Source organism: Paractinoplanes deccanensis (assembly GCF_016862115.1).
Classification (GTDB): Bacteria; Actinomycetota; Actinomycetes; order Mycobacteriales; family Micromonosporaceae; genus Actinoplanes; species Actinoplanes deccanensis.
Genome location: NZ_BOMI01000195.1, coordinates 32,435 through 54,387, shown reverse-complemented (window position 1 = coordinate 54,387; position 21,953 = coordinate 32,435). Strand labels below are relative to the sequence as shown.

The window sequence follows — 21,953 nt, the reverse complement described above, 5'->3', positions numbered from 1 at the left end:
CTACGATCGCGGGGTGACTACGGCGGCGACAGCGGAGAAAGAGCTCACCCCGGAACCGCCCGCGGCGGAGCCGGAGACCGGTGGGCTGCGCGCGGTTCCCGAGATCGTCCGGCGGCGGCTGTCCGGCCTCGACAACTGGCTCAACCCGCACTCGTGGCTCGTCACCGCCGTCATCGTGGCGATCGCGGGCATCCTGCGGCTCAACGGGGTCAGCAGCCCGAAGGGCTACATCTTCGACGAGGTCTACTACCCGACCGACGCCTGGGACATGCTCCAGCACGGCGTCGAATGGGACGAGAAGACCAACGGCCCGGCCTACGTGGTGCATCCGCCGCTCGGCAAGTGGCTCATCTCGGTCGGCGAGCTCATCTGGGGCAACACCGAGCTGGGCTGGCGGTTCATGCCCGCCATCGCCGGCACGCTGATGATCCTGGTGCTGATCCGGGTCGCCTACCGGCTCTTCCACTCGGTGCTGCTCGCCGGGCTGGCGGGCCTGCTGATGACGCTGGACGGCTTCCAGCTGGTGCTGTCCCGCACGTCGCTGCTCGACATCTTCCTCGGCCTGTTCGTCCTCATGACGTTCGCCGCGATCGTGCTCGACCGTGACCACTACCGGCGCGGCATGCTGCGCGCGCTGGAGAACGGGTTCGACCCCGAGAAGACGCCGGCCGTGCCGCGCATCGTGCCGTGGTGGCTGCTGGTCTCGGGGGTCACGTTCGGCATGGCCTGCGGCGTGAAGTGGAGCGCGCTGGCGTTCGCGCCGTTCTTCGCCGCGCTGGTGATCGTCTGGCGGGTGCAGGCGCGCCGCTCGGCCGGCATCCGCGGGCCGTTCCTGGCCGGCATCATCGGCGACGTCGGCTGGCTGCTGCTGACCCTGGCGATCAGCTTCGTGATCTACCTGGCGGCGTGGACCGGCTGGTTCGTCACCGACGACGGCTATTTCCGGCACTACCGCGAGGCGAACGGGATGAGCGAGCCGCCGGTCATCGGCGCGCTGCTCAACCTGTGGCACTACCACTCCGAGGCGTACAAGTTCCACAGTGGGCTGACCGAGCGCCACGTCTACCAGTCGTGGCCGTGGCAGTGGCTGCTGCTGGGCCGGCCGGTCGCCTTCTACTGGGGCAACACCGGCAACTGCGGCGCGGCGAGCTGCGCCCGCGAGGTCCTGCTGCTGGGCACGCCGATCCTGTGGTGGTCGTTCCTGCCCGCGCTGGCCGCCCTGGTCTGGTTCGGCTTCGCCCGCCGCGACTGGCGCGCGTGGGCCATCGGCACCGGCGCGGTCGCCGGCATCCTGCCGTGGTTCTACTACGCCATCAAGGACGGCCGGACGATGTTCTCGTTCTACGTGCTGCCGGCGCTGCCGTTCCTGATCCTGGCGGTGGTCTATGTCCTCGGCGCCGTCATGACGCCGCAGCAGGGCACGGCCACCGGGCCGGCCCGCACGGACAGACAGCTGATCGGCACCATCGTGGTCACGGCCTACGTGGTCGTGGTGGCGCTCTGCTTCGCCTACTTCTATCCCGTCTTCGTGGGGCAGCTCATTCCGTACGAGAGCTGGTCGCAACGAATGTGGTTGGGCGGCCGCTGGATCTAGGCCCGGGCCCTCGCCGCGCCGGTGGTGCTGAGGCACTGCCGGCGCGAGTCGTCTCGAGCGCCGGAAAGCAAGAGCGCGCCCCGATCGCCTGCCACGGGGGAAGCGGGCGATAGGGGCGCGCACCAAGAAGCTTAACGACCGCCGATGTCAGGCACAACGGGTCACGCTCCGGAGTTTCAAATTTCGATCACGGCTGCACGGGGTCGTTCGACAAAACGGACAAAGCACTGTATTTTCCTTTAGTCTGGGCATAATGCCTTGTGAATAGGCTTCGGCTTTTAGCCTCTTTCACTGTCGGTAAAGCGACAGTTAACGGTTCTCCGAACTCGCGTAACCTCGATCCATTCGCCATTGCGCCGCTGCTCAGGGCGTTGCCTTTCCGAGCGGCACATACCGGCCCCCATCTGGTCAAACGTTGACCCTCATCATTTCGGTTGATTTCCGTGCGGCGATCATCCGTCACCCGCGCGAGTGAGCACGCTCAAGATCGCCATAAATATTTTTAAGCTCGCCGCGTGACTTCGCACGAGCCAGAAAACCCGCAATTCGCCGCGCCCGAGAGCCTCGAGACCGAGGTGATCTCCGTGGCGCAGCCCGCACCGGTGTTCGTGGACACCACGGGGCGTCGCAGCCGGTTGTTGCGGCGGCTCGCCTACGCCTTCGGCGCGGTGGTCATGCTGTACGGCGGCCTGATCAGCGTGAGCCTGGCCGGCGGTCCCGTCCGCTCCAGCGCGGTGCTGCCGCTGCCCGGGCTGGAGGATCCGGAGGAGGAGACCAAGCCACCGGCCCCGCCGAGCCCGACGCCGACACCGGCCCAGAAGACGACCGCCGTCTTCGTGGCCGAGGCCCGCCGGACGCCCGAGCGCCGGCCCGTGCCCCGGCTGGAGTCCGCTCGGGTGACGCCCTCCCGGACGCCGTCGGGCACTCCCAAGCCCACGAGGACCACGAAGCCCACCCCGGCGCCCAAGCCGACCACCACGCGGCCGCTGGAGTCCGGCACCACCACCCCGCCCACCACGCCGACGACGACCAAGCCGACCACCACGCCGCCCACCACCACGCCGCCGGCGCCGGTGCCGCCACCGATCGGCGGAGGCACCGGTGGAGGCACGGGCGGGACAGGCGGCGGCAGCGGAGGCGGCACGACCGTCGACGGCGAAGCGAGCCCGGGCCCCAGCGGCTCGGGCTCGTCCGGCTCTGGAGCCGGAACAGGCACCACGTCCGGCGGCAGCACCAGCGGCGGCTCAGGCGGCGGCACCGGCACGAGCAGCGGCAGCGGCAGCACAAGCGGCAGCAGCGGTGGCACCGGCGGCAGCAGCACGAGCGGCGGCACCAGCGGCGGCAGCACCAGCAGCACGAGCGGCAGCACCAGCGGCGGCTCAGGCGGCAGCTCCGGCTCGACATCGGGCAGCGGTTCCGGCTCCAGCTCCAGTTCCGGCTCCAGCAACGCGGACTCCGGGACGAGCACCCCGCCCGCCCCCGAACCCCCCACCGGCGTCCTCACGACCGCTCTCACCACCCTGACCACCAAGGTGCTTTCGTGACCCCTCCCGTCATGCCCCTCCGCCGCGCCCGCACCCGGGGCCGCGGCCCCGTCCGCCGCCGGCTGCTGCCCGCCCCGCGCGTCCTGCTCGGCACGCTGCTGCTCGGCGTCTTCGTCGCCGTGCTCGTCGTGCAGGCGTACGTGAACGCCGAGTTCAAGGGCGACCACGCCGAGACCGAGGTGGGCGACCAGGCCGGCGTCCCGCGGGAGATCCTCGAGGGCGGGCCGGTCATCAACACCACCGGCGGGCAGGAGAGCACCAGCCGCATGCCCGCCAAGACCATCGCGCTGACCTTCGACGACGGCCCCGACCCCACCTGGACGCCCCGGGTCCTCGACGTGCTGCGGCGGCACAACGCGCACGGCACGTTCTTCGTCGTCGGCTCCGAGGTCTCCCGCAACCCCGAGCTCGCCAAGCGGATCACCGACGAGGGCAACGAGCTGGGCCTGCACACGTTCACCCACCCCAACATGCAGCTGATCGCGCCGTGGCGGCGCAACCTGGAGCTGTCGCAGACGCAGGTCGCGATCGCCCGCGCCACCGGCGTGCACACCAACCTGGCGCGCTTCCCGTACTCGTCCAAGACGAACGCGATCGACGAGACCAACTGGAAGATCATCAAGGACGCCGGCAAGCAGGGTTATCTGATCGTCGTCAACGACCTCGACAGCGAGGACTGGCGGCTGCCCGGCCCCGAGCGGATCGTCCGGAACGCGACCCCGTCCGGCGACGCCTCCGCGGTCGTGCTGTTCCACGACGCCGGCGGCGACCGGGCGCAGACGGTCCAGGCGCTCGAGCGGTACATCCCGATGATGCAGGCCCGCGGCTACCGCTTCACCACGGTCACCGAAGGTCTCAACGGGACGATCACCGAGAGCAACAGGGCCGCCGAGAACAAGGCCGCGCCCGTTCCGCTGCTCGCGGAGAACCCGGAGGCCGCCGGCAGCGACGTGTGGCGCGGCTCGGCGGTGATCTGGACGGTCCGCCTCGCCGACGGGCTCGTGTGGGTGATCGCCGGCCTGTTCCTGGTGGTCGGGGCGCTGACGATCGGGCGTACGGCGCTGCTCCTGCTCCTCGCGACCCGGCATGCCCGGCAGCGCCGCAGGCCGGACTGGAGCTGGGGCCCGCCGGTGGTCGAGCCGGTGTCGGTGATCGTGCCCGCCTACAACGAGAAGGAGGGCATCGAGGCGGCCGTCCGCTCGCTGGCCGGCGGCGACTACCCGGACATCGAGGTGGTGGTCGTCGACGACGGCTCGACCGACGGCACGGCCGCCCTGGTGGAGCGGATGCGGCTGCCGAACGTGCGGGTGGTGCGCGTGCCCAACGGCGGCAAGGCGAACGCGCTCAACACCGGCGTGGCGCTCGCCAAGCACGACCTGATCGTCACGGTCGACGGCGACACGATCTTCGAGCCGGACTCGATCCGCGAGCTGGTGCAGCCGTTCGCCGATCCCCAAGTCGGCGCGATCGCCGGCAACGTCAAGGTGGGCAACCGCGAGCGGATGGTCGCCGCCTGGCAGCACATCGAGTACGTGATCGGCTTCAACCTGGACCGGCGGCTGTACGAGGTGCTCGGCTGCATGCCGACCGTGCCCGGCGCGATCGGCGCGTTCCGCCGCGAGGCGCTGGCCCAGGTCGGCGGGGTCAGCGACGAGACGCTGGCCGAGGACACCGACGTCACGATCGCGCTGCTGCGGGCGGGCTGGAAGGTCGTGTACGCGGAGAACGCGAAGGCGTGGACCGAGGCGCCCGCCACGCTCGAGCAGCTCTACCGGCAGCGGTACCGCTGGAGCTACGGGACCATGCAGGCGATGTGGAAGCACCGCCGGGCGCTGTGGGACGCGGGCCCGTCGGGCCGCTTCGGGCGGGTCGGGCTGCCGTTCCTGGCGCTGTTCGGGGTCGCGCTGCCGATGCTCGCGCCCGTGGTCGACATCATGCTCGTCTACGGCCTGGTCTTCTGGGAGCTCGAGGAGACCGTGGTCGCCTGGGTCGGCATGCTGGCCCTCCAGTTGTTCACCGCGGCCGTGGCGTTCCGCTTCGACAAGGAGTCGCTCAGGCCGCTGTGGCGCCTGCCGCTCCAGCAGTTCGCGTACCGGCAGTTGATGTACCTGGTCCTGATGCAGTCGGCGACCACAGCGCTGACCGGCGGGCGGCTGCGCTGGCACAAGCTGCACCGCGCCGGGCTCGGCGCGCGTGCCGAGGCGGTGCCGGTGGCGCCGGGCGGCGAGGTGGCCCCCGCGGTGGACACGTGGCCCTCGACGCTGGCGCAGACGCGCACCGACCTGCATCCGGCGTCCGGCCGGGCGGTGGCGCGGCCGGTGGTGCCGTCCCAGCAGGCCCGGGACGACCTGGACTCCGCCGATCCGAATCCTGCGGAGCTCGACCCCTACGACCTCCCGTCAGCCGGCTCGCCCCCGGGTGGCGGTTCCGGCCCGGTCCGCACCGGGTAGCCCGGCCGCGCCGGGCGATGCGTCGGCCCGCGCCCCGCTCGAACTGCAGCCGGGCGGGGTGCGGGCCGATGTGCCGCACAGGAAGGTCCAAACGGACGGGAAACGCAGCCAATAACAAAACCGGCTTATCGGATGTCTATGCATATGTACGCCACACTTCACCCCCGCACCCTCATAAGTTCACCTGAAGTTCATCTTCAGGATCTGGTTTCGTCTTCCTGGGGCAGGGAGCATCGCCAAGTCGTCCGCGCCCCTCGCAGGAACTGGTGTCATGCTGCAGCTCCATCGCTCACCGTCCGTGCCACGTCCCGGTGAGGAAGCGAGGTGACCCCACGCCTGAGCATCGTCGTCCCGTTCTACAACGTCGAGCGATACATCGGTGACTGCCTCGACTCCCTGTCGCGGCAGACCTTCACCGACTTCGAGGTGATCCTGGTCGACGACGGCTCACCGGACGGCAGTGCCGAGATCGCGCGGGCGCACAGCGCCAACGACCCGCGATTCCGCATCGTCACCCAGGAGAACCAGGGGCTCGGTCCCGCCCGCAACACCGGCGTCAAGCACGCGCAGGGCGAGTACCTGACCTTCGTCGACAGCGACGACCTGATCCCGCGCTACGCGTACGAGCTCATGGTCCGCACCCTCGACGAGACCTCCTCGTCGCTGGCCGGCGGCAACGCGCGGCGGTTCAACAACACCTACGGCGTGCGCCAGTCGTACGTGCACCGCGCCGGCTACGGCAAGCTGCGCAAGGCCACCCACGTCTTCGACCACCCCGGCCTGGCCATCGACCGCATGGTGTGGAACAAGGTCTACCGGCGCACCTTCTGGGACCAGTTCAAATACCAGTTCCCCGCGATCCGGTACGAGGACTACCCGGTCACCCTGCGCGCGCACATCGACGCCGTGACCGTCGACTGCCTCGCCGTGCCGGTCTACTACTGGCGTGAGCGCGAGTCGGGCGAGTCGATCACCCAGCTCAAGTTCCAGTTCGCCAACATCGAGGACCGGGTCGTCTCGGCCGAGATGGTGCTCGACATCGTCGACAAGCGCGCCCCGGAGCTGCGCGGCGAGGTGCACCGCCACCTGGCCACGGTCGACCTCACCACCATCGTGCAGTCGTTCTCGTCGGCGGCCGACCACGAGGTGGCCCCGCTCCTCGCGCTCGGCCAGCGGCTGAGCCGGCGGCTCGACCCGGCGGTGCTCGCCGAGTCGTCCACCTTCGCCCGCCTCGAGTACGAGGCGCTGCAGAGCGGCGACGCCGAGCTGCTCCAGAACCTCGCCCGGTTCCGCGCCGACGGCGGCCTGCGCGGCGGCGTCCGGGCCCGGCGGCACCCGCGGCTCCCCTGGCGGTACGAGGGCCAGTACCCGGGCCTGCGCGACGGCTCCAAGGTGTCGTCGTCGCTCTACACGCTGCCCCGCACCGAGCTCGACGTCCGCACCGCGGTGCGCGACCTCTCGTGGAGCGACGACGCGCTGGTGCTGCACGGCACCGCCGAGATCGCCCACCTGCCGACCACGTCCAAGTCCGAGATCCGGGTGGCGCTCGCCTGGGGCAGGCACTCGCACGACCTGCCGGTGGAGCGGCTCGTCGAGCACGACACCCACGGCGAGGACCGGCCGGTCGGCTTCGTCACCCGCATCCCGCGCACGCTGCTCGCCTCGGTCACGAAGTCGGCCAAGAAGGCGCACGTGACCGTCGAGGTCCGCTCGCACGGCCTGCGCCGGCGCGGCGTGCTGGCCGCCGGCGGCCTCCAGTACCCGGTCGGCGACTGGGTGGGCGACGTGTGGGTGCAGCCGCTCAACGGCGGCGACGGCCGGGTCTTCCTCGAGTTCCGGCGCAACACGGTCGAGCTGACCACCGCCGAGGTCGAGGGCGAGGAGCTGGTGCTCAACGGCCGGCTCGCGTCCCGGCTCGAGGAGCCGGAGCTGCGGCTCAGCCACTCGGTCGGCGCGATCCACGTGCCGATCCAGCGCACCCGGCACACGGCCATGGACGACTTCACCGCCCGGGTGCCGCTCGACCAGCTGATCGGCGTGACCGAGCCGGACGACCCGTTCCTCCTGCGCACCGTGCTGGTGCCGCGCATGCACGACGGCAACAATCAGTTCATGATGTCGATCACCGGTCTCGACCGTGGCGTGCTCGCCGAGCGCGGCGGCCGGGTCATCTCGGTGAGCCGCTCCCCGGGCATGTACCTCAACCTCATCGAGAGCCCGGCCCAGGTCTTCGCCGACGACGTGGTGGCCGTGCCGGACGCCACGTGGCTGACCGTCTCCGGCCCCCGCTGGGCCGGCACCGACTACAGCCGGATCACCTGGCGCCGGTTCCTGCCCAACTCCGACGACGGCATCGACGCGCCCGCACAGATCACCCTCGACGACGAACGGTGGACGGCGTCGACGAGACTGGACGACCTGGCCGACGGTGAGGAGCTCAACTGGGCGCTGTTCGCCTCGCCGGAGGAGGGCACGCCGTACGCCGTACAGGCCGACAGCTTCCTGGTGAGCCGGCTCCCCCGCCGGCTGGGCAAGCTGGTCCTGCGGGCCCGCAGTGGCATCCTGCACCTGGAGATGGACTGACCCCATGCATCACCACAACCACTACTACGGGCTGACCCACATCCTGGCCCGCTACTGCGGCATGGACGACGAGTTCCCGCCGCGCATCCCCGGCTACCTGCAGCACGGCTGGAACGTGGGCTGCGGCTGGAACCCGGTGCACGAGTTCTTCGACGGCGCCTGGCGCTTCGTCTGGAGCGACGCGCCGCGCCGCCGCGGACATGCTTTGAGCCGCCGCAACTACGCGGTGACCGGCGCGCCGATGCTCTACCTCATGGACATGGAGCCCGACCTGGGCCGCGTGCCGGACGAGAAGCGCGAGGGCACGCTCTGGTTCCTCTTCCACGGCTGGGACGCGCCAGGCGGCCTCGGCGCCAAGATCGAGGGTGACCACGCCCGCCTGATCAGCGAGATCAAGGAGACCGAGACCGAGCCGGTCACGATCAGCCTCTACTACACCGAGTACGAGCGGCCCGACGTGCGCCGGGCGTACGAGGAGGCCGGCTTCGAGGTCATCTGCTTCGGCAAGCGCGGCTGGAACTACGAGGGCACCGACCGCAAGTTCCTCTACAAGCAGCTCGCCGCGTTCCGCCGGTTCAAGCGGGTGGCGTCCAACCGGCTCGCCACCGCGATCTTCTACGGTGTCGCGGCCGGCTGCGAGCCCGCGGTGTACGGCGACGCGATGGCGCTCGAGGGCGACAACCCGCTGTTCGGCGGCCAGTCGCGGATCGCCCGGCTCTGGCCGGACATGCTGGGCAAGGACATCGACCTCGCCACCGCTCGCGCCATCACCGACGACGAACTCGGCAAGGCCTGGATGATGTCCCCCGCCGAGATGCGGATGCTCTTCGATTGGAATACCCGTGACTGACATCGAGGTTGTCCGCGGCGAGATTCAGCCCTGGACCGACTATTCCAGCTACCGCCGTCCGGCGGGCGGCGACGCGCTGCTGGCGCTGCTCGCCGACGCGCTGCCCGCCAAGGCCGCACGCACGCTGATCGCCGGGCCGCACAGCCACGAGCTGATCAAGCTGGCGACCGCCCGCAGCGAGCGCGTCACGGTGCTCCTCCGCTCGGTCAGCGACGCCACCGACCTGCGTGAGGCCTTCCCCGACCCCGAGGTCACCGTGGTGGCGGGCGCGCTCGACGGCCTGGCCGACGGCCCGTACGACCTGGTGATCGCGGCCGACGGCCTCGACCGGGTGCTCGGCTACGACTCGCCGGCGCTGACCTGGCCGCAGCGGGCCGAGCTGGTCCGCGCGCTCGCCGGCCCGGACGCGGTGGTGCTGATCGGCGTCGAGAACGAGTTCGCGCTGACCGGCCTCTACGACCGGCGCCCGGTGGACGCCCGCCACGGCGACGACGAGTGGCGCCCGCTGCACGACGACCCCGAGCGCCCCACCTCGCCCGACCAGGTCCTGGCCGCGCTGCCCGGTGCCCGCCTGTTCGCCTCGTTCGACGCGGCCGGCGAGACCCACACGCTGCTCGACGCGGCCGCCGCCGCGGGCACCCGCCCGGGGCGCCCCGCCGCGCGCCTGGCCCTGGAGGGCCTGGCCGCCGCGGCCGCGCACACCCCGCTGGTCGCCCCGATCGCCACGGGCGCGGAGGCCGCGGCGCGCGCCGGCCTGCTCGGCGCGGTGGCGCCCGGCTGGCTGGCCGTGCTCGGCCCGGCCGGCGCGACCCACACCGCCTACACGGCCACGCACAGCCTCGACCTCGGCGAGCAGGGCTGGACGGTCGGCGACCGGGTCATCCCGGACACGGTCTCCGCCGAGACCGAGCTGTTCCGGCTGGCCGCCGCCGAGGACGTGCCCGGCTTCCGGGCCTACGCGGCGCGCGTCGACAGCTTCCCGCTCGACGACCTCTACCCGGCCGGCGGCGGATTCGTCCGCGGCGTCACCGAGGCGCCGGCCGGTGCCGGCCACGACGAGCTGCTGGCCGCCGCCTGGTTCCGGTTCCGTGACCGGCTCGTCGCCGCGCACCGCCGCCACCCGTGGCCGCCGTGGATGGTCGAGAGCGACGACCTGGTGACCACCTGGCTCGGCATGTCCGGCGTCGAGGCCACGCCGGAGCTGCTGGCGCGCGGCCGCGAGCTGGCCGCCGAGTTCGCCGGCCCGGTCGCCGAGGAGCCCGACGTGGCGACCGCGCTCGCCGACGCCGAGGAGGACCGCAAGCGGGCCAAGGAGCTGGCCGGCAAGGTCTTCGGCCTGGAGCGGACGCTGCGCTTCCGCGACCAGAGCCTCAAGACCCGCGAGGCGCAGCTGCGCAAGCTCCGCGACGAGCTGCGGCAGTACCGCACCTCGCCGGTGCTCAAGCTGCACGACACCGCGAAGAAGGTGGCGAAGATCCGTCACCCGAAGCAGTTCGCCCGCGCGGTGAAGAAGAAGCTGAAGGGCTGAGAAGCCGAGAAAAGGGCCCGCCGGTGGCGGGCCCTTTCTCATGCGCTGATGAGGTCGTCGATCAGGTCGCTCGGTGTCAGGTCGGCGAACGGGAACACCACGTGCAGCGACGTGCCGTCGCCCGGACGGTCCGACAGCGCCACGGTGGCGTGGTGCGCGTCGAGGATCTTCTTGGCCACGGCCAGCCCGCGGTCCGGGCCGGGCACCGTCGACGGGTTGGCGATCGCCCCGTAGTAGAGGTGCGGGAACAGATCGGGCCGCATGCCGTCGGGCAGGTCCATGTCGTCGAGGCGCACCGTCGGGCCGGACTCGATCTCGGTGCCGACCCGCACCCGGCCGCCGGACGGCGTGTACTTCACCGCCGCGAAGAGCAGGTGGGTGAGCACCTGCTCGAGCCGTACCGGATCGGCGATGATCGGCAGGGACGGGCCGCCCGCCTGGTTGAGGATCCAGATCTGCTTCGTGGCGGCGATCGGGCGTACGGCCTCGACCGCCCGCTGGGTGATGCGGGTCAGGTCGATCTGGCGCATGTGCAGGCTCTCGCTGCCGAAGCCCGCGTCGGCCATCGTCGTCAGGTGGTGAAGCAGGTCGAGGAAGCCGCGGATGTGCCCGGAGACCGCCCGGCCGACCAGGTCGGCCATCTCGGCGTCGTGGTAGCCGGTCTTGCCGAGCTTGCCGAGGTACGACGAGATCAGCCGCAGCGGCGCGCGCAGGTCGCCGCCGACCAGCCCGGCCAGGTCGTCCTTGCGCCGCTCCAGCTCCTGGAGCCGGGCCGTGGTGTTGGCCAGCGCGATCGCGTGCCGGCGCAGCTCCATCTGCGAGGTGACCTGCCGGGCGAGCGCGCGCAGCGCCTGAAGCTGCTCGACGTCGAGGCTGCGCGGCTCGTTGTCGATCACGCAGAGCGTGCCGAGCGCGTACCCGTCGGTGGTGACCAGCGGCGCGCCGGCGTAGAAGCGGATGCCGTCGCCGGCGGTCACCGTCGGGTTGTCGGCGAAGCGCGAGTCCTTCGTCGCGTCCGGCACCACGAGCAGGTCACGGCCGAGGATCGCGTGCGCGCAGAACGAGACCTCGCGGTCGGTCTCGGTCGCCTCGGTGCCGACCCGCGCCTTGAACCACTGCCGGTCGGTGTCGACCAGGCTGACGAGCGACATCGGCGTGCCGCAGACGTTCGAGGCGAGCGCGACGATGTCGTCGAAGTCCTGCTCCGGCGCGCTGTCGAGGATGTCGAGCGCGTAGAGCGCCGCCAGGCGGTCGATTTCGTTGTCGGGCAGGGGAGCTTTCATGCCGGTCACCTCCGAAGACTTGCTTCAGAGGTACCACCCGAAAGTAGCTACCCGACCTTTTCCGGCTTTTTCCACGACTTGAGCGGCCGGGTGGCGGCCGGCCAGCCCAGGTGCAGGCGCAGCTCCTCGGGAGTGGCGAGGATGTCGGCGCCGAGCTCGATCCGGGCGATCTCGCGGGCGGCCACCGGGTCGGGGTCGTAGCCGTAGACCTCGGGCCACTGGCGCCGCAGCCGCGGCTCCCCGCCGAACGTCGGGTCGGCGCCCTCGAGCACCATCGGGTCGCCGTAGACCGCGCCCTGGCAGCCGGCCAGCAGGCCGTACCAGATCGCGCTGCACAGGCGGTTGGAGACGACGCGCTTGTGGCGGCGCAGCTCGGCGAGCTGGCGCACCAGGAAGTCGCGGTCGTGGTCACGCCACCAGAAGCCGCGGTAACCGTGGCAGATGACCCGGAAGCCGGCGTCCTCGTACAGCTTGCGGATCTTGCGGACCTTGTGCTCGTTGAAGTAGAGGCACGCGGTGATCGGGCCGGTCTCGTGCGCCTTGAGCTCGTCGATCAGGCGCTGGTGGTCGCCCATCACCTGCTGCCCCTCCCAGCCGTGGAAGGGGTAGAAGATGGTGCCCTCGCGCTTCGACTCGTCGACCGGAGCCTCGTTCATCTCGAGGAGATAGGCGAACGGGGAGCCGATGGCGACCACGTCACGGCGGCCCTGCGACCACGCCCGGCGCCGCACCTGCTCGGACCAGACCCACAGGCGGCTGCCCTCGACGAACGGCACACCGGGGGCGAGGCCGTCACCGATGTTCCACCCGTGCTGGAGGTATCCCTGCATGCGCGGCGGGTGCATCCACTCGTCCAGCTGGGCATACCGCGCGAGCACGTGAGCGTGGCCGTAGTAGTAATTGGCGTGGTGCATGTCCACCCTGTGAATTCGAGCGTCGACCGATCTAATACGGTCGGTCCTGCGGCGTCGGGGCTGAAGCCTAGCACCGCCAGAAGCGACGAAGGGCAACCGATGACAGACCACGCGGGACCGGTCGTACCGGTCCGGGCGCGCGGCGCGTACCGCCAATCGGCGCTGGTGCTGGGCACGGCCCAGCTCGGCGGGGCGTACGGCATCGCCAACCGCACCGGCATGCCGGACGACGACGCCACGGCGCGCATGCTCGCCACGGCCCGCGACCTCGGCGTCACCCACCTCGACACCGCCCGCGCCTACGGCGACAGCGAGCGGCGGATCGGCGCGGCGCTGGGCGACCTCGGACTCGCCGTCGTCACCAAGATCGCACCGGGCGGCGACGTCCGGGAGAGCGTCCAGGCCAGCCGGGCCGCGCTGCGCGTCACCGGCCCCCTGACGATCCTGCTGCACCGCGCGGCCGACGCCCCCGCCGGCTGGGCCGACCTGCGTGGCTGTCTGGAGACGGGCGAGGCCGACCGGGTCGGCGTGTCCGTGCAGTCGCCCGACGAGCTGCGCCGGGTCCTCGAACTGCCCGGCCTCGGGTACGTCCAGCTGCCGTGCAACATCCTCGACCGGCGATGGCTGGCCGGCGACCTGTCGGACGCGCTCGCGGAACGGCCCGATCTCGTGGTGACCGTGCGCAGCGCGTACCTCCAAGGTCTGCTCGCCGCCGGAAGCGCGGTGACATGGCCGCACCTGCCCGACGACCGCCGCGACGCCGTGGTCTCCACACTCGACCGGCTCGCCGCCGGCCTGGGCCGCGCGGACCGCGCCGACCTCTGCCTGGCCTACCTGCTGTCCCTGCCCTGGGTCACGTCGCTGGTGGTCGGCGCCGAGACCGAGGAGCAGCTGCGGCAGAACGCCGCGCTGGTCAGCCGCAAGCCGCTGACCGAGGACGAGCGCGAGCGGGTGCTGAGCGAGCTGCCCGAGATGCCGGTGGACCTGCTCGACCCGAGCCGGTGGTCCGCATGACCCCGATGGAGCTGTTCGGGCTGAAGGGCAAGGTCGCCGTCGTGACAGGCGCGACCGGCCGGCTCGGTCAGGTGATGGCCTCCGCGCTGGCGGGCGCGGGCGCGACCACCTGGCTCGTCGGCCGCGACCAGGGCCGGCTCGACGCGCTGGCGTCCCGGTTGGACGGCGACTGCGTGCCGGCGCGCTGCGACGTCACCTCCGACGAGGACGTGGCGGCGCTCGGTGCCCGCTTGCGCGAGGACGGCGGCCGCGTCGACGTGCTGGTGCACAACGCGCACGTGGGCCGCGGCGGCTCGCTGCGCACGGCCACGCCCGGCGACTACCTGGAGGCCGCCGACCTGGCCTTCGCCGCCTTTCAGCGCCTGCTCGGCGCCACCCGCGACCTGCTGGTCACCGCGGCCGCGGACAGCTCACCCTCGGTCGTCGTGGTCGCCTCGATGTACGGGCTGGTCAGCCCCAAGCCGCAGCTGTACGCCTCGCCCGAGGCCGGCAACCCGCCCTACTACGGCGCGGTCAAGGCGGGCCTGGTCCAGCTGACCCGCTACGCGGCAGTCGAACTCGGCCCCGCCGGCGTCCGGGTCAACTGCGTGACCCCCGGCCCGTTCCCCGGCGAGGGCGGCGACCCCGAGCTGCTGGCCCGCCTGGCCCAGCAGACCCCGCTCGGCCGCGTCGGCGACCCCGCCGAGATCGCCACCACCCTGCTCTACCTGGCATCCCCGCGCTCCAGCTTCACCACCGGCGCGAACGTCGTGGTCGACGGCGGCTGGACGGCCTGGTAACGCACCCTTTGTCCGATATGCGCGTTTAGTGAGCGTGCACACTCTCCTGGCCGCCCTCCTGGCGGCGACGCTGGTGTTCGGCGACAGCTTCGAGAAGCCGCACGTCGCCGGCGCCTACTACCGCTACGCCGCCGGCACCCAGCTCGGCCCCTGGACCGTCACCAGGGGCGACGTCGACGTGGCCGCCGACTCGCTGTGGCAGGTCGCCGAGGGCCGCCAGAACATCGACCTCGACGGCGGTCAGCAGGGCGCCATCGCCGCCACGTTCGCTACAAAGCCCCTGCTGACCTACCGCATCACCTACGCGCTGGCCGGCAACTACGCCGGCCCACCCACCATCAAGACCGGCGAGCTGCGCGTCAACGGCCAGGTCATCCAGCAGTTGTCCTTCGACACGACCGGCCGCTCGGCGACCGACATGGGCTTCACCAGACGTACGGCCTACGTCCTGGCCCGGGGCACGTCGTTCGAGCTCGAGTTCGCCAGCACCACCACCCCCGCCGGCCACGGCCCCGTCATCGACGACGTCCGCGTCGAGGCCTGCCTGCTGATCATCTGTCCCAAAGCCCAAGCCCTCACCGCCTGAGCGCCCCAGAGATCCCACGGCATCAACACTCAAACACCGATGTGAGTCGTCAGCGTGACGCGCGTCGACCACTCTCCACGACCCACCGCACCCGACAGACCCCAGCGCAACCCATGGATCGCGGGGTCTCCGGGGCTCGGCCCCGGAGCAGATATGACGAGACGCCCCCGGTCCGCGCTTCTCAGCGGACAGGAGGCGTCCAAAGTCTCGTGGAGCTGAGGGGATTTGAACCCCTGACCCCCTCGATGCGAACGAGGTGCGCTACCAGTCTGCGCCACAGCCCCTTGATCCCGTGGACTTGCTGTCCGTGGAACCGCAGCAAGGCTAACAGGTAGCCCACCCTCCCCGCGAACCGACCCCCACAACGTCCCTCAAGCCGTGTGGTGACGGCCCCCCGCCTCATACGCCCGCCCCCGCAGGCCGCCCGCTCGGCGGTAGGAGACCGAGGCCGAGGCCGCCGGCGGCAGGTCCTGGTTGAGGCCCATCGCCGCGCGGCGCACCGCCTCCTTCTGGGCCGCCAGGCGACGCTGGGCCTCTCGGCGGGCCGCCTGCCTGCGGGCCTGCTCGCGGCGCACCTCTGCCTGCCGGGCTGCCAGCCACGCCGCCTCGCGGGCTTCCTCGCGGCGCCGGCGGCGGTCGGCGATGGCCCGGTTGCGCAGGTGGATCAGGTCGATGACGAGCAGGGTGAAGGTTGCCGCGAAGCCGATCCAGAAGCCGGGGCCGACCGCCAGCACGCCGATCAGCTCGATCAGGTTGAGCAGGATCAGGGCCGCGAAGACGCGGCGGCGGCGGACGACCGCGGGGGTGTGGCGGCGTGCCGGGATGCGGCGTGCCGGGCGGCGGCCGGGCTTGACCAGGCGGAGGCGGCGTTCCGAGGGAGGCGAGGCGGGGGCGGGGACCGTAACCGAAACCAGCCTGCCCGGGTTGATCGGTCGGCGTCCGGGCACGGTGCGGCGACGGCGCTGGCGCTGGAGCACCCTCGCCGTCGACGACGCCCGCTCCGCGGCGAGGCGCTCGGTGGCGTCGTACCGGCGCACGAGCGCTGGTGCGAGGGCGAGCAGACCCGCCGCGGTGAGGACGGCGAGGAGCACCGACGTCGGCACCCTCACCCCTCCCGTCAGCTACGGGCGGTCCGCTTTACACTTCCCCGGCCGCGGACCGCAAGACCCAATCTCCCCGAGGCTACGGGCGCGAGCTGCGGAAATGGTCACGGCGCGCCGGGCGTGTCAAGCGCGTCAGGCGCGCACTCGCCGCCAGCGGGCCATCAATCCGCCCTCGGCGGCGACCTCCTCGCTGGTCAGCGCGTATCCGAGGTGGTCTCGCCAGCCGCCGTCGATGTGCATGTAGCGCTGGTGGTACGCCTCTTCGCGGAAGCCCAGCTTTTCGACGACGCGGCGGGACGGCTTGTTCTCGGGGCGGATGTTGACCTCGATGCGGTGCAGGCCGCCGGCGCCGAACGCGTGGTCGACGGCGAGGGCCAGCGCGGTCGGGATGACGCCGCGGCCCGCGACGCGGCTGTCGACCCAGTAGCCCGCGTACGCCGAACTGAACGCCCGCCGCACGATGTTGCCCAGGTTGAGGTGGCCGACGAGCCGTTCGGTGCCGTTCTCCTGCAGGCACACCGCGAAGGGCATGCTCTCGCCGCGCCGGGCCGCCCTCTTCATGTCCTGGTAGACGTAGCCGAAGGCGCGCGCGGAGTTCATCTCGGCCCACGGCCCGGGCGGCGCGGACTCCCAGGGTGCCAGCCACTTCTGGTTGGCGATCCGCACCTCGGACCAGGTGCGGCCGTCGCTGCGCTTGTAGGGGCGCAGCACGACGGGCCCGTCCGCCAGGACGGCAGGCCATCCGGGCGTGGACCCCAGCATCATCGCCTCCGGTCGAGGAGCAGCACGTCCACGGTCGAGCCGGCGGCCGCCGTGGTGACCCGCTCGCCGAGGACCAGCAGCCCGTTGGCCTCGGCCAGGCCGGAGAGAGTGTACGGCCCGCCGGCCAGCGGTTGCACCGTATGTCCCCCGCCACGCCGCTCGGTGACGAACGCGGGGCGGAACTCGCGCAGCCCGCCGGGCGAGGAGACGGTCTCGAGCAGGTGGGCCTTGACGCTCGGGCGGAACACCGGTTCGGCGCCGGCGAGCAGCTGGATGACCGGGTGGGCGAGCACCTCGAAGCCGATCAGGGCGGCGCCGGGCTCGCCGGGCAGGCAGATCACCGGCACCTCCTCACCGCCGACCGTGCCGAAGCCGAGGGTGCTGCCGGGGCAGAGCGCCACGTCCGTGAACTCGACGACGCCGCGGCCGGGATCGCGGCGCGACAGCACGCGCCTCAGCATGTCACCCGGGCCGGTGCCCGTACCGCCGGTTGTGATGATCAGATCGGCCCGCAGGGTCTGGTCCTCCAGCAGGCCGCGCAGGCCCTCGGGGTCGTCGTCGCAGATCCCTATCCGGTACGCCAGAGCGCCCGCCTCGACCGCGGCGGCGGTGAGGGCGTGCGAGTTCGCGTCGACGACCTGTCCGGGCTGGCTCGGCCGGCCCACGTCGACGAGCTCGTCGCCGGTCGCCACGACCACCACGCGCGGGCTGGGGCGCACCACGACGTGCCCGATGCCGGAGGCGGCGAAGGTCGCGACCATGGCCGGGGTGACGTACGAGCCCTTGGCGGCCAGCACCTGCCCGACCGCGATCTCGTCGCCGGCCCGGCGCACGCCGGAGCCCCGCTTGGGCGCGTGCAGGATCTCGACGGCGGCCATGCCCTGGTCGGTCCAGTGCACGGGCACCACCACGTCCGCGCCGATCGGCAGCGGCGCCCCGGCGGCGACCGAGAAGCACGTGCCCGGGGAGAGCCGGACCGGCCGCCAGCTGGACGCGCCCAGGTCGCCGACCACGTTGAGCCGGACCGCGCGCGGGCCACCCTCGACGCGCCCGAAGGACGGGTGCGAGCCGGCCCGGCCCGCACCCGCGAGGTCCTCCCAGCGCGCCGCGTACCCGTCGATCGCCGCCTGGTCGAACGCCGGGTAGGGATGCGGCGCCAGCACGTCGGTGGCCAGGGTGTTGCCGTGCGCCTGGGTGAGGTCGAGGTCGAGCGGAGGCAGCGGCCGTAGCCTGCGCAGCACGCTGCCCAGGTATTCGGCGAGAGGCTTCAGCTCGTTGGCGGCCGCCTCGGCATCGGCCGTGGCCGTCATCCCTTCGCACCGCCGGCGACGAACTCGGCCAGCCAGCTCCGGAACTCCTCGCCCAGGTCGTCGCGCTTGGCCGCCAGCATGACCACGGTCTGGAGGTAGCCGAGCGGCATGCCGGTGTCGTAGCGGTGGCCGCGGTAGATGATGCCGTGCACCGGGGTGCCGTCGGCGAGCAGCTGCGCCATCGCGTCGGTCAGCTGGATCTCGCCGCCGCGGCCCGGCTTGGTGTCGGCGATCGCCTCGAAGATGGTGCCGGGCAGGACGTAGCGGCCCAGGACGGCCAGGTTGCTCGGCGCCTCGTCGGGCGACGGCTTCTCGACCAGGCCGGTGATCCGGACGATGTCGTCTCCGTCGCCGGACGGTTCGACCGAGGCGATGCCGTACCGGGAGGTCTCCGACGGCTTGACCTCGCCGAGCGCCAGCACGATGCCGCCGGTGCGGGCCTGGAGGTCGAGCATGTCGGGGAGCAGCGGCTTGTCCTCCTCGACGAACTCGTCGCCGAGCAGCACCGCGAACGGGTTGTCGCCGACGTGCGAGGCGGCGGTGCCGACCGCGTGGCCGAGGCCGAGCGGCTCGCCCTGGCGGACGGTGTAGATGTCCGCGAGCTCACTCGTGCGGCGTACGGCGGCGAGCCTTTCCTGGTCGCCCTTCTCCTCGAGCCGGGCCTCCACGTCGGGGCGGCGGTCGAAGTGGTCGACCATCGAGGTCTTGCCGCGGCCGGTGACGAGCAGGACGTCCGTGATGCCCGCGGCGGCGGCCTCCTCGACGATGTATTGCAGCACGGGCCGGTCGACCACGGGCAACAGTTCCTTGGGTACGGCCTTGGTGGCCGGCAGGAACCGCGTCGCCAGACCGGCCGCGGGGATCACGGCCTTCACTGCCCGGCGGCCGGACGCTTGCGCGTTCGTGGTCATCGAGGTCACCGCACCTTCAAGTCGATCGAGCTCGTGGTATGCAGCGAGACTATCGGCCGCGTCTGTGCCCGGGCGGTCGTGGCCCGGTCGGGACGGCCGTCTTGGGATCAAAGTTTCCTTCATGAACACTCGGGGAAACTCGCGAATTTGTCACATCGGCGGAATCCGCCAGCCGGTAGGTGTCGCGGCCGGCGCTCTTGGCCGCGTAGAGGGCCGTGTCCGCGGCGGCCAGCACCCGCTGCGCGTTGTCGCCGTGCTCGGGGAAGACCGCGACGCCGATCGACACGCTGATCGGGATGCGGGTGCCGTCGGGCCGTAGCGGGTCGATCGGCACGGGCCGGTCGCGCACCGCGGCGCCCAGCCGTTCGGCGACGATCACCCCGCCGTACGCGTCGGTCTCCGGCAGCAGCACCACGAACTCCTCCCCGCCCTGCCGGAACGCCACGTCGACCTCGCGCAGCCCGACCCGGATGCGTCGGGCGAACTCGCCCAGCACCGCGTCGCCCGCCGCGTGCCCGTACGTGTCGTTCACGTCCTTGAAGTGATCGAGGTCGAGCACGAGCACCGTGAGCATCCGCCCGAACCGGCTCGCCCTCTCCACCTCTCGGCGCAACGATTCGCGGAGGTAACGGTAATTCCACAACCCGGTGAGCGGGTCGGTCAGCGAGAGCCGCTGCGCCTCCTCGTGCAGCCGCACGTTGTGCACCGCCACGCCGGCCTGGCCCGCGAACGTACGCAACGTCCGCAAGTCGGCGTCGTCGAAGGCGTCCCCGCCGACCCGGTCGTAGAGGGCGAGCACGCCCAGGGTCTCGGGTTCGTCACCGGCCTCGACGGGAGCGCAGATGGGCACCGCCACATAGGTCAGACAGGGCGGCTCGTCGGTGGCCGGCTCGCCCTGGCCGCGGCGCGGCTCCCCGCTGGCGGCGACTCCGCCGAGCACGCCCTCGCCGACGGGCAGCCGCTGTTTGGGCAGGTCGGCGTCGGGCACGTCCCAGTGCCCGGCGAGGCCGACGCCGCACTGCGCGACGAGCTGTCCGCCCGCCGGGTCGAGGAGCAGCACGAGCCCGGCGCGGGCGCCGGTGGCGGCGAGCGCGGTCCGCAGGATGACCTGGAGGATCCGCTGGAGGTCGTGGGTGCTCGACAGGGTCTCGCCGAGGATCGCGAGATGGCCGCGGAGCTGGTCGCGGCTGGCGGTGAGGGCTTGGACGTACGCCTGGAGCTCGCGCGTCATGCGGTTGAAGCTCGCGCCCAGCCGGCCCAGCTCGTCCGGGCGCAGGATCGGCACCCGGGTGTCCAGGTCACCGTCGGCCACCCGGTCGGCGGCCCAGGCCAGCTCGCCGAGCGGCCGGGTGGTGGTGCGGGCCAGCCAGCGCGCGACGAGCACGGCTGCCAGGCCGGCCGCCAGCACGACGGCCGGCAGTACGGCGTACAGAAAGCTGGGCCTGGTCGCGGGGACGGTGAGCGTGAGCGGAAGCGGCTGGCCGGACTCGGGCGTGATCCTGAGCAGGTGGCCGCTCTCGTCCGCACCGGTGAGGGTCACGCGGGCGCCGCTGGCCGCGCTGAGGTGGTCGAGGAACGCGTCGTCGACGCTCTGAGCCGCCCGGATCGTGGCGTCCCCGTTGATCGACTCGACGGCGATGGTGGCCGCCGGGCCGTCGGCGGGGGTCGCACAGCTCTGCCAGTCGTCGTGCGGCTCGCGCCCGTCGAGCTCGATGTCGGTGGCCAGGCCGCGCGCGATCAGCTGGCCCGCCACCGCGGGTCGTTCACCCGCGGGCACCACCGCCACCGCGTCGGCCGCCGCCTGGAGTTGCCGGCACGCCGCGGAGATGCCGGTGCGGACCGTGGTCGCGGCGCGGTCGAGCCGCTCGGCCGTCCGATCCCGGCTCACCGTGGTGACGGTCAGGGCGACGAAGATGGACCCGAGCAGGACCGGACCGAGCACGACCACCAGAAAGGCGGTGGTGAGCCGGCCACGTAGCGTCACACATCCTCCCGGGTGTGGCCCTCTTTGGAGCGATGCTGACATAGTGTGCACCGTTTGCCGCTTTTCAAAAGGGGGTGTCGAGTGCCCGATTCAACCGATGAAGCGGAAAGATCTCGCGCGGACAAGATCGCTCTGCGGAGTCGTCTGCTTACTAACCGACGTCACTTGTCCCCGGTGACGCTCGGCTCCGCGGCTTCTCACCTTCAAGATCAAGTTCTGGCTCTGGTACGGGGTGAGCACGCGGCCGTCGTCGCCGCCTACGTCCCGGTCGGCGCGGAACCCGGCGGCCCCGGCCTGATCCCCGCACTGGCCGCCTCGGCCCGGGTGCTGCTGCCGGTGCTCCTGCCCGACGGCGACCTGGACTGGGCCGCGTACGAGGGCGTCCTGACCGCCGGACCTCGCGGGCTGCTGGAGCCACCCGGGGCGCGGCTGGGCGTGTCGGCCATCTCCTCGGCCGGCCTGGTGCTCGTGCCGGCGCTGGCCGTCGACCGGCGCGGGGTCCGCATGGGCCGCGGCGGCGGCTCGTACGACCGGGCGCTGGCCCGAATCCCCTCGTCAGGCCCCCTGGTGGTGGCGCTGCTGCACGACGGCGAGCTGCTGGACGAGGTGCCCGCCGAGCCGCACGACCGCCCCGTCCACGCCGCCATCACCCCGAACGGCGGTTTGTTCCGCGTGGCCGTGTGACCCTCAACCTGCCGATCGAGTGGACGAAATGACCTCCGATGGCGCAACATTGGCACTCGGAGTTGGCGAGTGCC

At 72.0% G+C, this 21,953-nt stretch carries 17 protein-coding genes and 1 tRNA gene; 9 read left to right on the top strand and 9 right to left on the bottom strand.

Features of this window, described 5'->3' with window-relative positions:
• Positions 1-13 precede the first annotated feature (13 nt).
• On the top strand, positions 14-1,594 hold the full coding sequence (locus Ade02nite_RS46320; protein ID WP_239169557.1) for a dolichyl-phosphate-mannose--protein mannosyltransferase: 1,581 nt from the start codon (positions 14-16) through the stop codon (positions 1,592-1,594).
• A 652-nt stretch (positions 1,595-2,246) separates the two neighbouring features.
• On the opposite strand, the gene Ade02nite_RS46315 is transcribed toward Ade02nite_RS46320, so the two are convergent.
• Complete coding sequence (locus Ade02nite_RS46315) at positions 2,247-3,098, bottom strand: hypothetical protein (RefSeq protein WP_203777812.1); 852 nt, start codon at positions 3,096-3,098, stop codon at positions 2,247-2,249.
• A gap of 51 nt (positions 3,099-3,149) precedes the next feature.
• On the opposite strand from Ade02nite_RS46315, the gene Ade02nite_RS46310 reads away from it, so the two are divergent.
• The 4 genes from Ade02nite_RS46310 to Ade02nite_RS46295 all read left to right on the top strand — a co-directional run bounded on the left by Ade02nite_RS46310 (position 3,150) and on the right by Ade02nite_RS46295 (position 10,549).
• Complete coding sequence (locus Ade02nite_RS46310) at positions 3,150-5,588, top strand: bifunctional polysaccharide deacetylase/glycosyltransferase family 2 protein (protein ID WP_203777821.1); 2,439 nt, start codon at positions 3,150-3,152, stop codon at positions 5,586-5,588.
• Positions 5,589-5,912: 324 nt separating this feature from the next.
• Positions 5,913-8,171 (top strand): glycosyltransferase, encoded by a 2,259-nt coding sequence (locus Ade02nite_RS46305; protein WP_203777811.1) that lies wholly within the window; start codon positions 5,913-5,915, stop codon positions 8,169-8,171.
• A gap of 4 nt (positions 8,172-8,175) precedes the next feature.
• A complete protein-coding gene (locus Ade02nite_RS46300) occupies positions 8,176-9,021 on the top strand; it encodes a hypothetical protein (RefSeq protein WP_203777810.1) in 846 nt (281 codons plus the stop codon).
• Positions 9,014-10,549 (top strand): hypothetical protein, encoded by a 1,536-nt coding sequence (locus Ade02nite_RS46295; protein ID WP_203777809.1) that lies wholly within the window; start codon positions 9,014-9,016, stop codon positions 10,547-10,549. Before Ade02nite_RS46300 ends, Ade02nite_RS46295 begins: the two co-directional genes overlap by 8 nt.
• A 38-nt stretch (positions 10,550-10,587) precedes the next feature.
• Here Ade02nite_RS46295 and Ade02nite_RS46290 read toward each other — a convergent pair whose 3' ends face one another.
• Together Ade02nite_RS46290 and Ade02nite_RS46285 are read right to left on the bottom strand one after the other, a co-directional pair.
• On the bottom strand, positions 10,588-11,832 hold the full coding sequence (locus tag Ade02nite_RS46290) for a GAF domain-containing sensor histidine kinase (RefSeq protein ID WP_203777808.1): 1,245 nt from the start codon (positions 11,830-11,832) through the stop codon (positions 10,588-10,590).
• Between the two features lie 47 nt (positions 11,833-11,879).
• Complete coding sequence (locus tag Ade02nite_RS46285; RefSeq protein WP_203777820.1) at positions 11,880-12,746, bottom strand: hypothetical protein; 867 nt, start codon at positions 12,744-12,746, stop codon at positions 11,880-11,882.
• A 99-nt stretch (positions 12,747-12,845) separates the two neighbouring features.
• Here Ade02nite_RS46285 and Ade02nite_RS46280 point away from each other — a divergent pair, with 99 nt between their 5' ends.
• From Ade02nite_RS46280 to Ade02nite_RS46270, 3 genes are read left to right on the top strand one after another with little or no spacing between them, the layout of a single operon-like run.
• A complete protein-coding gene (locus Ade02nite_RS46280; protein WP_203777807.1) occupies positions 12,846-13,760 on the top strand; it encodes an aldo/keto reductase in 915 nt (304 codons plus the stop codon).
• Entirely contained in the window at positions 13,757-14,539 is a 783-nt protein-coding gene (locus Ade02nite_RS46275; RefSeq protein ID WP_203777806.1) for an SDR family NAD(P)-dependent oxidoreductase, read from the top strand. The genes Ade02nite_RS46280 and Ade02nite_RS46275 overlap by 4 nt, the downstream gene beginning before the upstream one ends.
• Positions 14,540-14,573: 34 nt before the next feature.
• Positions 14,574-15,125, top strand: coding sequence for a DUF642 domain-containing protein (locus tag Ade02nite_RS46270; protein WP_203777805.1), 552 nt, complete (start codon positions 14,574-14,576; stop codon positions 15,123-15,125).
• A 210-nt stretch (positions 15,126-15,335) separates the two neighbouring features.
• On the opposite strand, the gene Ade02nite_RS46265 is transcribed toward Ade02nite_RS46270, so the two are convergent.
• The 6 genes from Ade02nite_RS46265 to Ade02nite_RS46240 form a co-directional block, all read right to left on the bottom strand.
• Positions 15,336-15,409 (bottom strand) — tRNA-Ala (locus Ade02nite_RS46265).
• Positions 15,410-15,496: 87 nt separating this feature from the next.
• A complete protein-coding gene (gene sepX, locus Ade02nite_RS46260) occupies positions 15,497-16,228 on the bottom strand; it encodes a divisome protein SepX/GlpR (RefSeq protein ID WP_203777804.1) in 732 nt (243 codons plus the stop codon).
• 132 nt (positions 16,229-16,360) lie between these two features.
• Complete coding sequence (locus Ade02nite_RS46255) at positions 16,361-16,993, bottom strand: GNAT family N-acetyltransferase (protein ID WP_203777803.1); 633 nt, start codon at positions 16,991-16,993, stop codon at positions 16,361-16,363.
• The gene (locus tag Ade02nite_RS46250) at positions 16,990-18,300 is read right to left on the bottom strand and encodes a molybdopterin molybdotransferase MoeA (RefSeq protein WP_203777802.1); all 1,311 of its coding nucleotides are present in this window, start codon (positions 18,298-18,300) and stop codon (positions 16,990-16,992) included. Before Ade02nite_RS46250 ends, Ade02nite_RS46255 begins: the two co-directional genes overlap by 4 nt.
• Positions 18,297-19,211, bottom strand: a complete 915-nt coding sequence (locus Ade02nite_RS46245) for a UTP--glucose-1-phosphate uridylyltransferase (RefSeq protein WP_203777801.1) — start codon at positions 19,209-19,211, stop codon at positions 18,297-18,299. The genes Ade02nite_RS46250 and Ade02nite_RS46245 overlap by 4 nt, the downstream gene beginning before the upstream one ends.
• Before the next feature lie 49 nt (positions 19,212-19,260).
• Positions 19,261-21,237: a sensor domain-containing diguanylate cyclase gene (locus tag Ade02nite_RS46240; protein WP_379038525.1), complete on the bottom strand. Its 1,977-nt coding sequence runs from the start codon at positions 21,235-21,237 to the stop codon at positions 19,261-19,263.
• Between the two features lie 39 nt (positions 21,238-21,276).
• Here Ade02nite_RS46240 and Ade02nite_RS46235 point away from each other — a divergent pair, with 39 nt between their 5' ends.
• Complete coding sequence (locus Ade02nite_RS46235; protein ID WP_203777799.1) at positions 21,277-21,879, top strand: 5-formyltetrahydrofolate cyclo-ligase; 603 nt, start codon at positions 21,277-21,279, stop codon at positions 21,877-21,879.
• Positions 21,880-21,953 lie beyond the last annotated feature (74 nt).

What these genes read in the sequence shown, in the direction of transcription:
- Ade02nite_RS46280 (WP_203777807.1), top strand. Translation starts at nt 12,846, where the DNA reads ATGACAGACCACGCGGGACCGGTCGTACCGGTCCGGGCGCGCGGCGCG.
- Ade02nite_RS46310 (WP_203777821.1), top strand. Translation starts at nt 3,150, where the DNA reads ATGCCCCTCCGCCGCGCCCGCACCCGGGGCCGCGGCCCCGTCCGCCGC.
- Ade02nite_RS46300 (WP_203777810.1), top strand. Translation starts at nt 8,176, where the DNA reads ATGCATCACCACAACCACTACTACGGGCTGACCCACATCCTGGCCCGC.
- Ade02nite_RS46285 (WP_203777820.1), bottom strand. Translation starts at nt 12,746, where the DNA reads ATGCACCACGCCAATTACTACTACGGCCACGCTCACGTGCTCGCGCGG.
- Ade02nite_RS46240 (WP_379038525.1), bottom strand. Translation starts at nt 21,237, where the DNA reads ATGTCAGCATCGCTCCAAAGAGGGCCACACCCGGGAGGATGTGTGACG.
- Ade02nite_RS46250 (WP_203777802.1), bottom strand. Translation starts at nt 18,300, where the DNA reads ATGACGGCCACGGCCGATGCCGAGGCGGCCGCCAACGAGCTGAAGCCT.
- Ade02nite_RS46275 (WP_203777806.1), top strand. Translation starts at nt 13,757, where the DNA reads ATGACCCCGATGGAGCTGTTCGGGCTGAAGGGCAAGGTCGCCGTCGTG.
- Ade02nite_RS46245 (WP_203777801.1), bottom strand. Translation starts at nt 19,211, where the DNA reads ATGACCACGAACGCGCAAGCGTCCGGCCGCCGGGCAGTGAAGGCCGTG.
- Ade02nite_RS46290 (WP_203777808.1), bottom strand. Translation starts at nt 11,832, where the DNA reads ATGAAAGCTCCCCTGCCCGACAACGAAATCGACCGCCTGGCGGCGCTC.
- Ade02nite_RS46255 (WP_203777803.1), bottom strand. Translation starts at nt 16,993, where the DNA reads ATGATGCTGGGGTCCACGCCCGGATGGCCTGCCGTCCTGGCGGACGGG.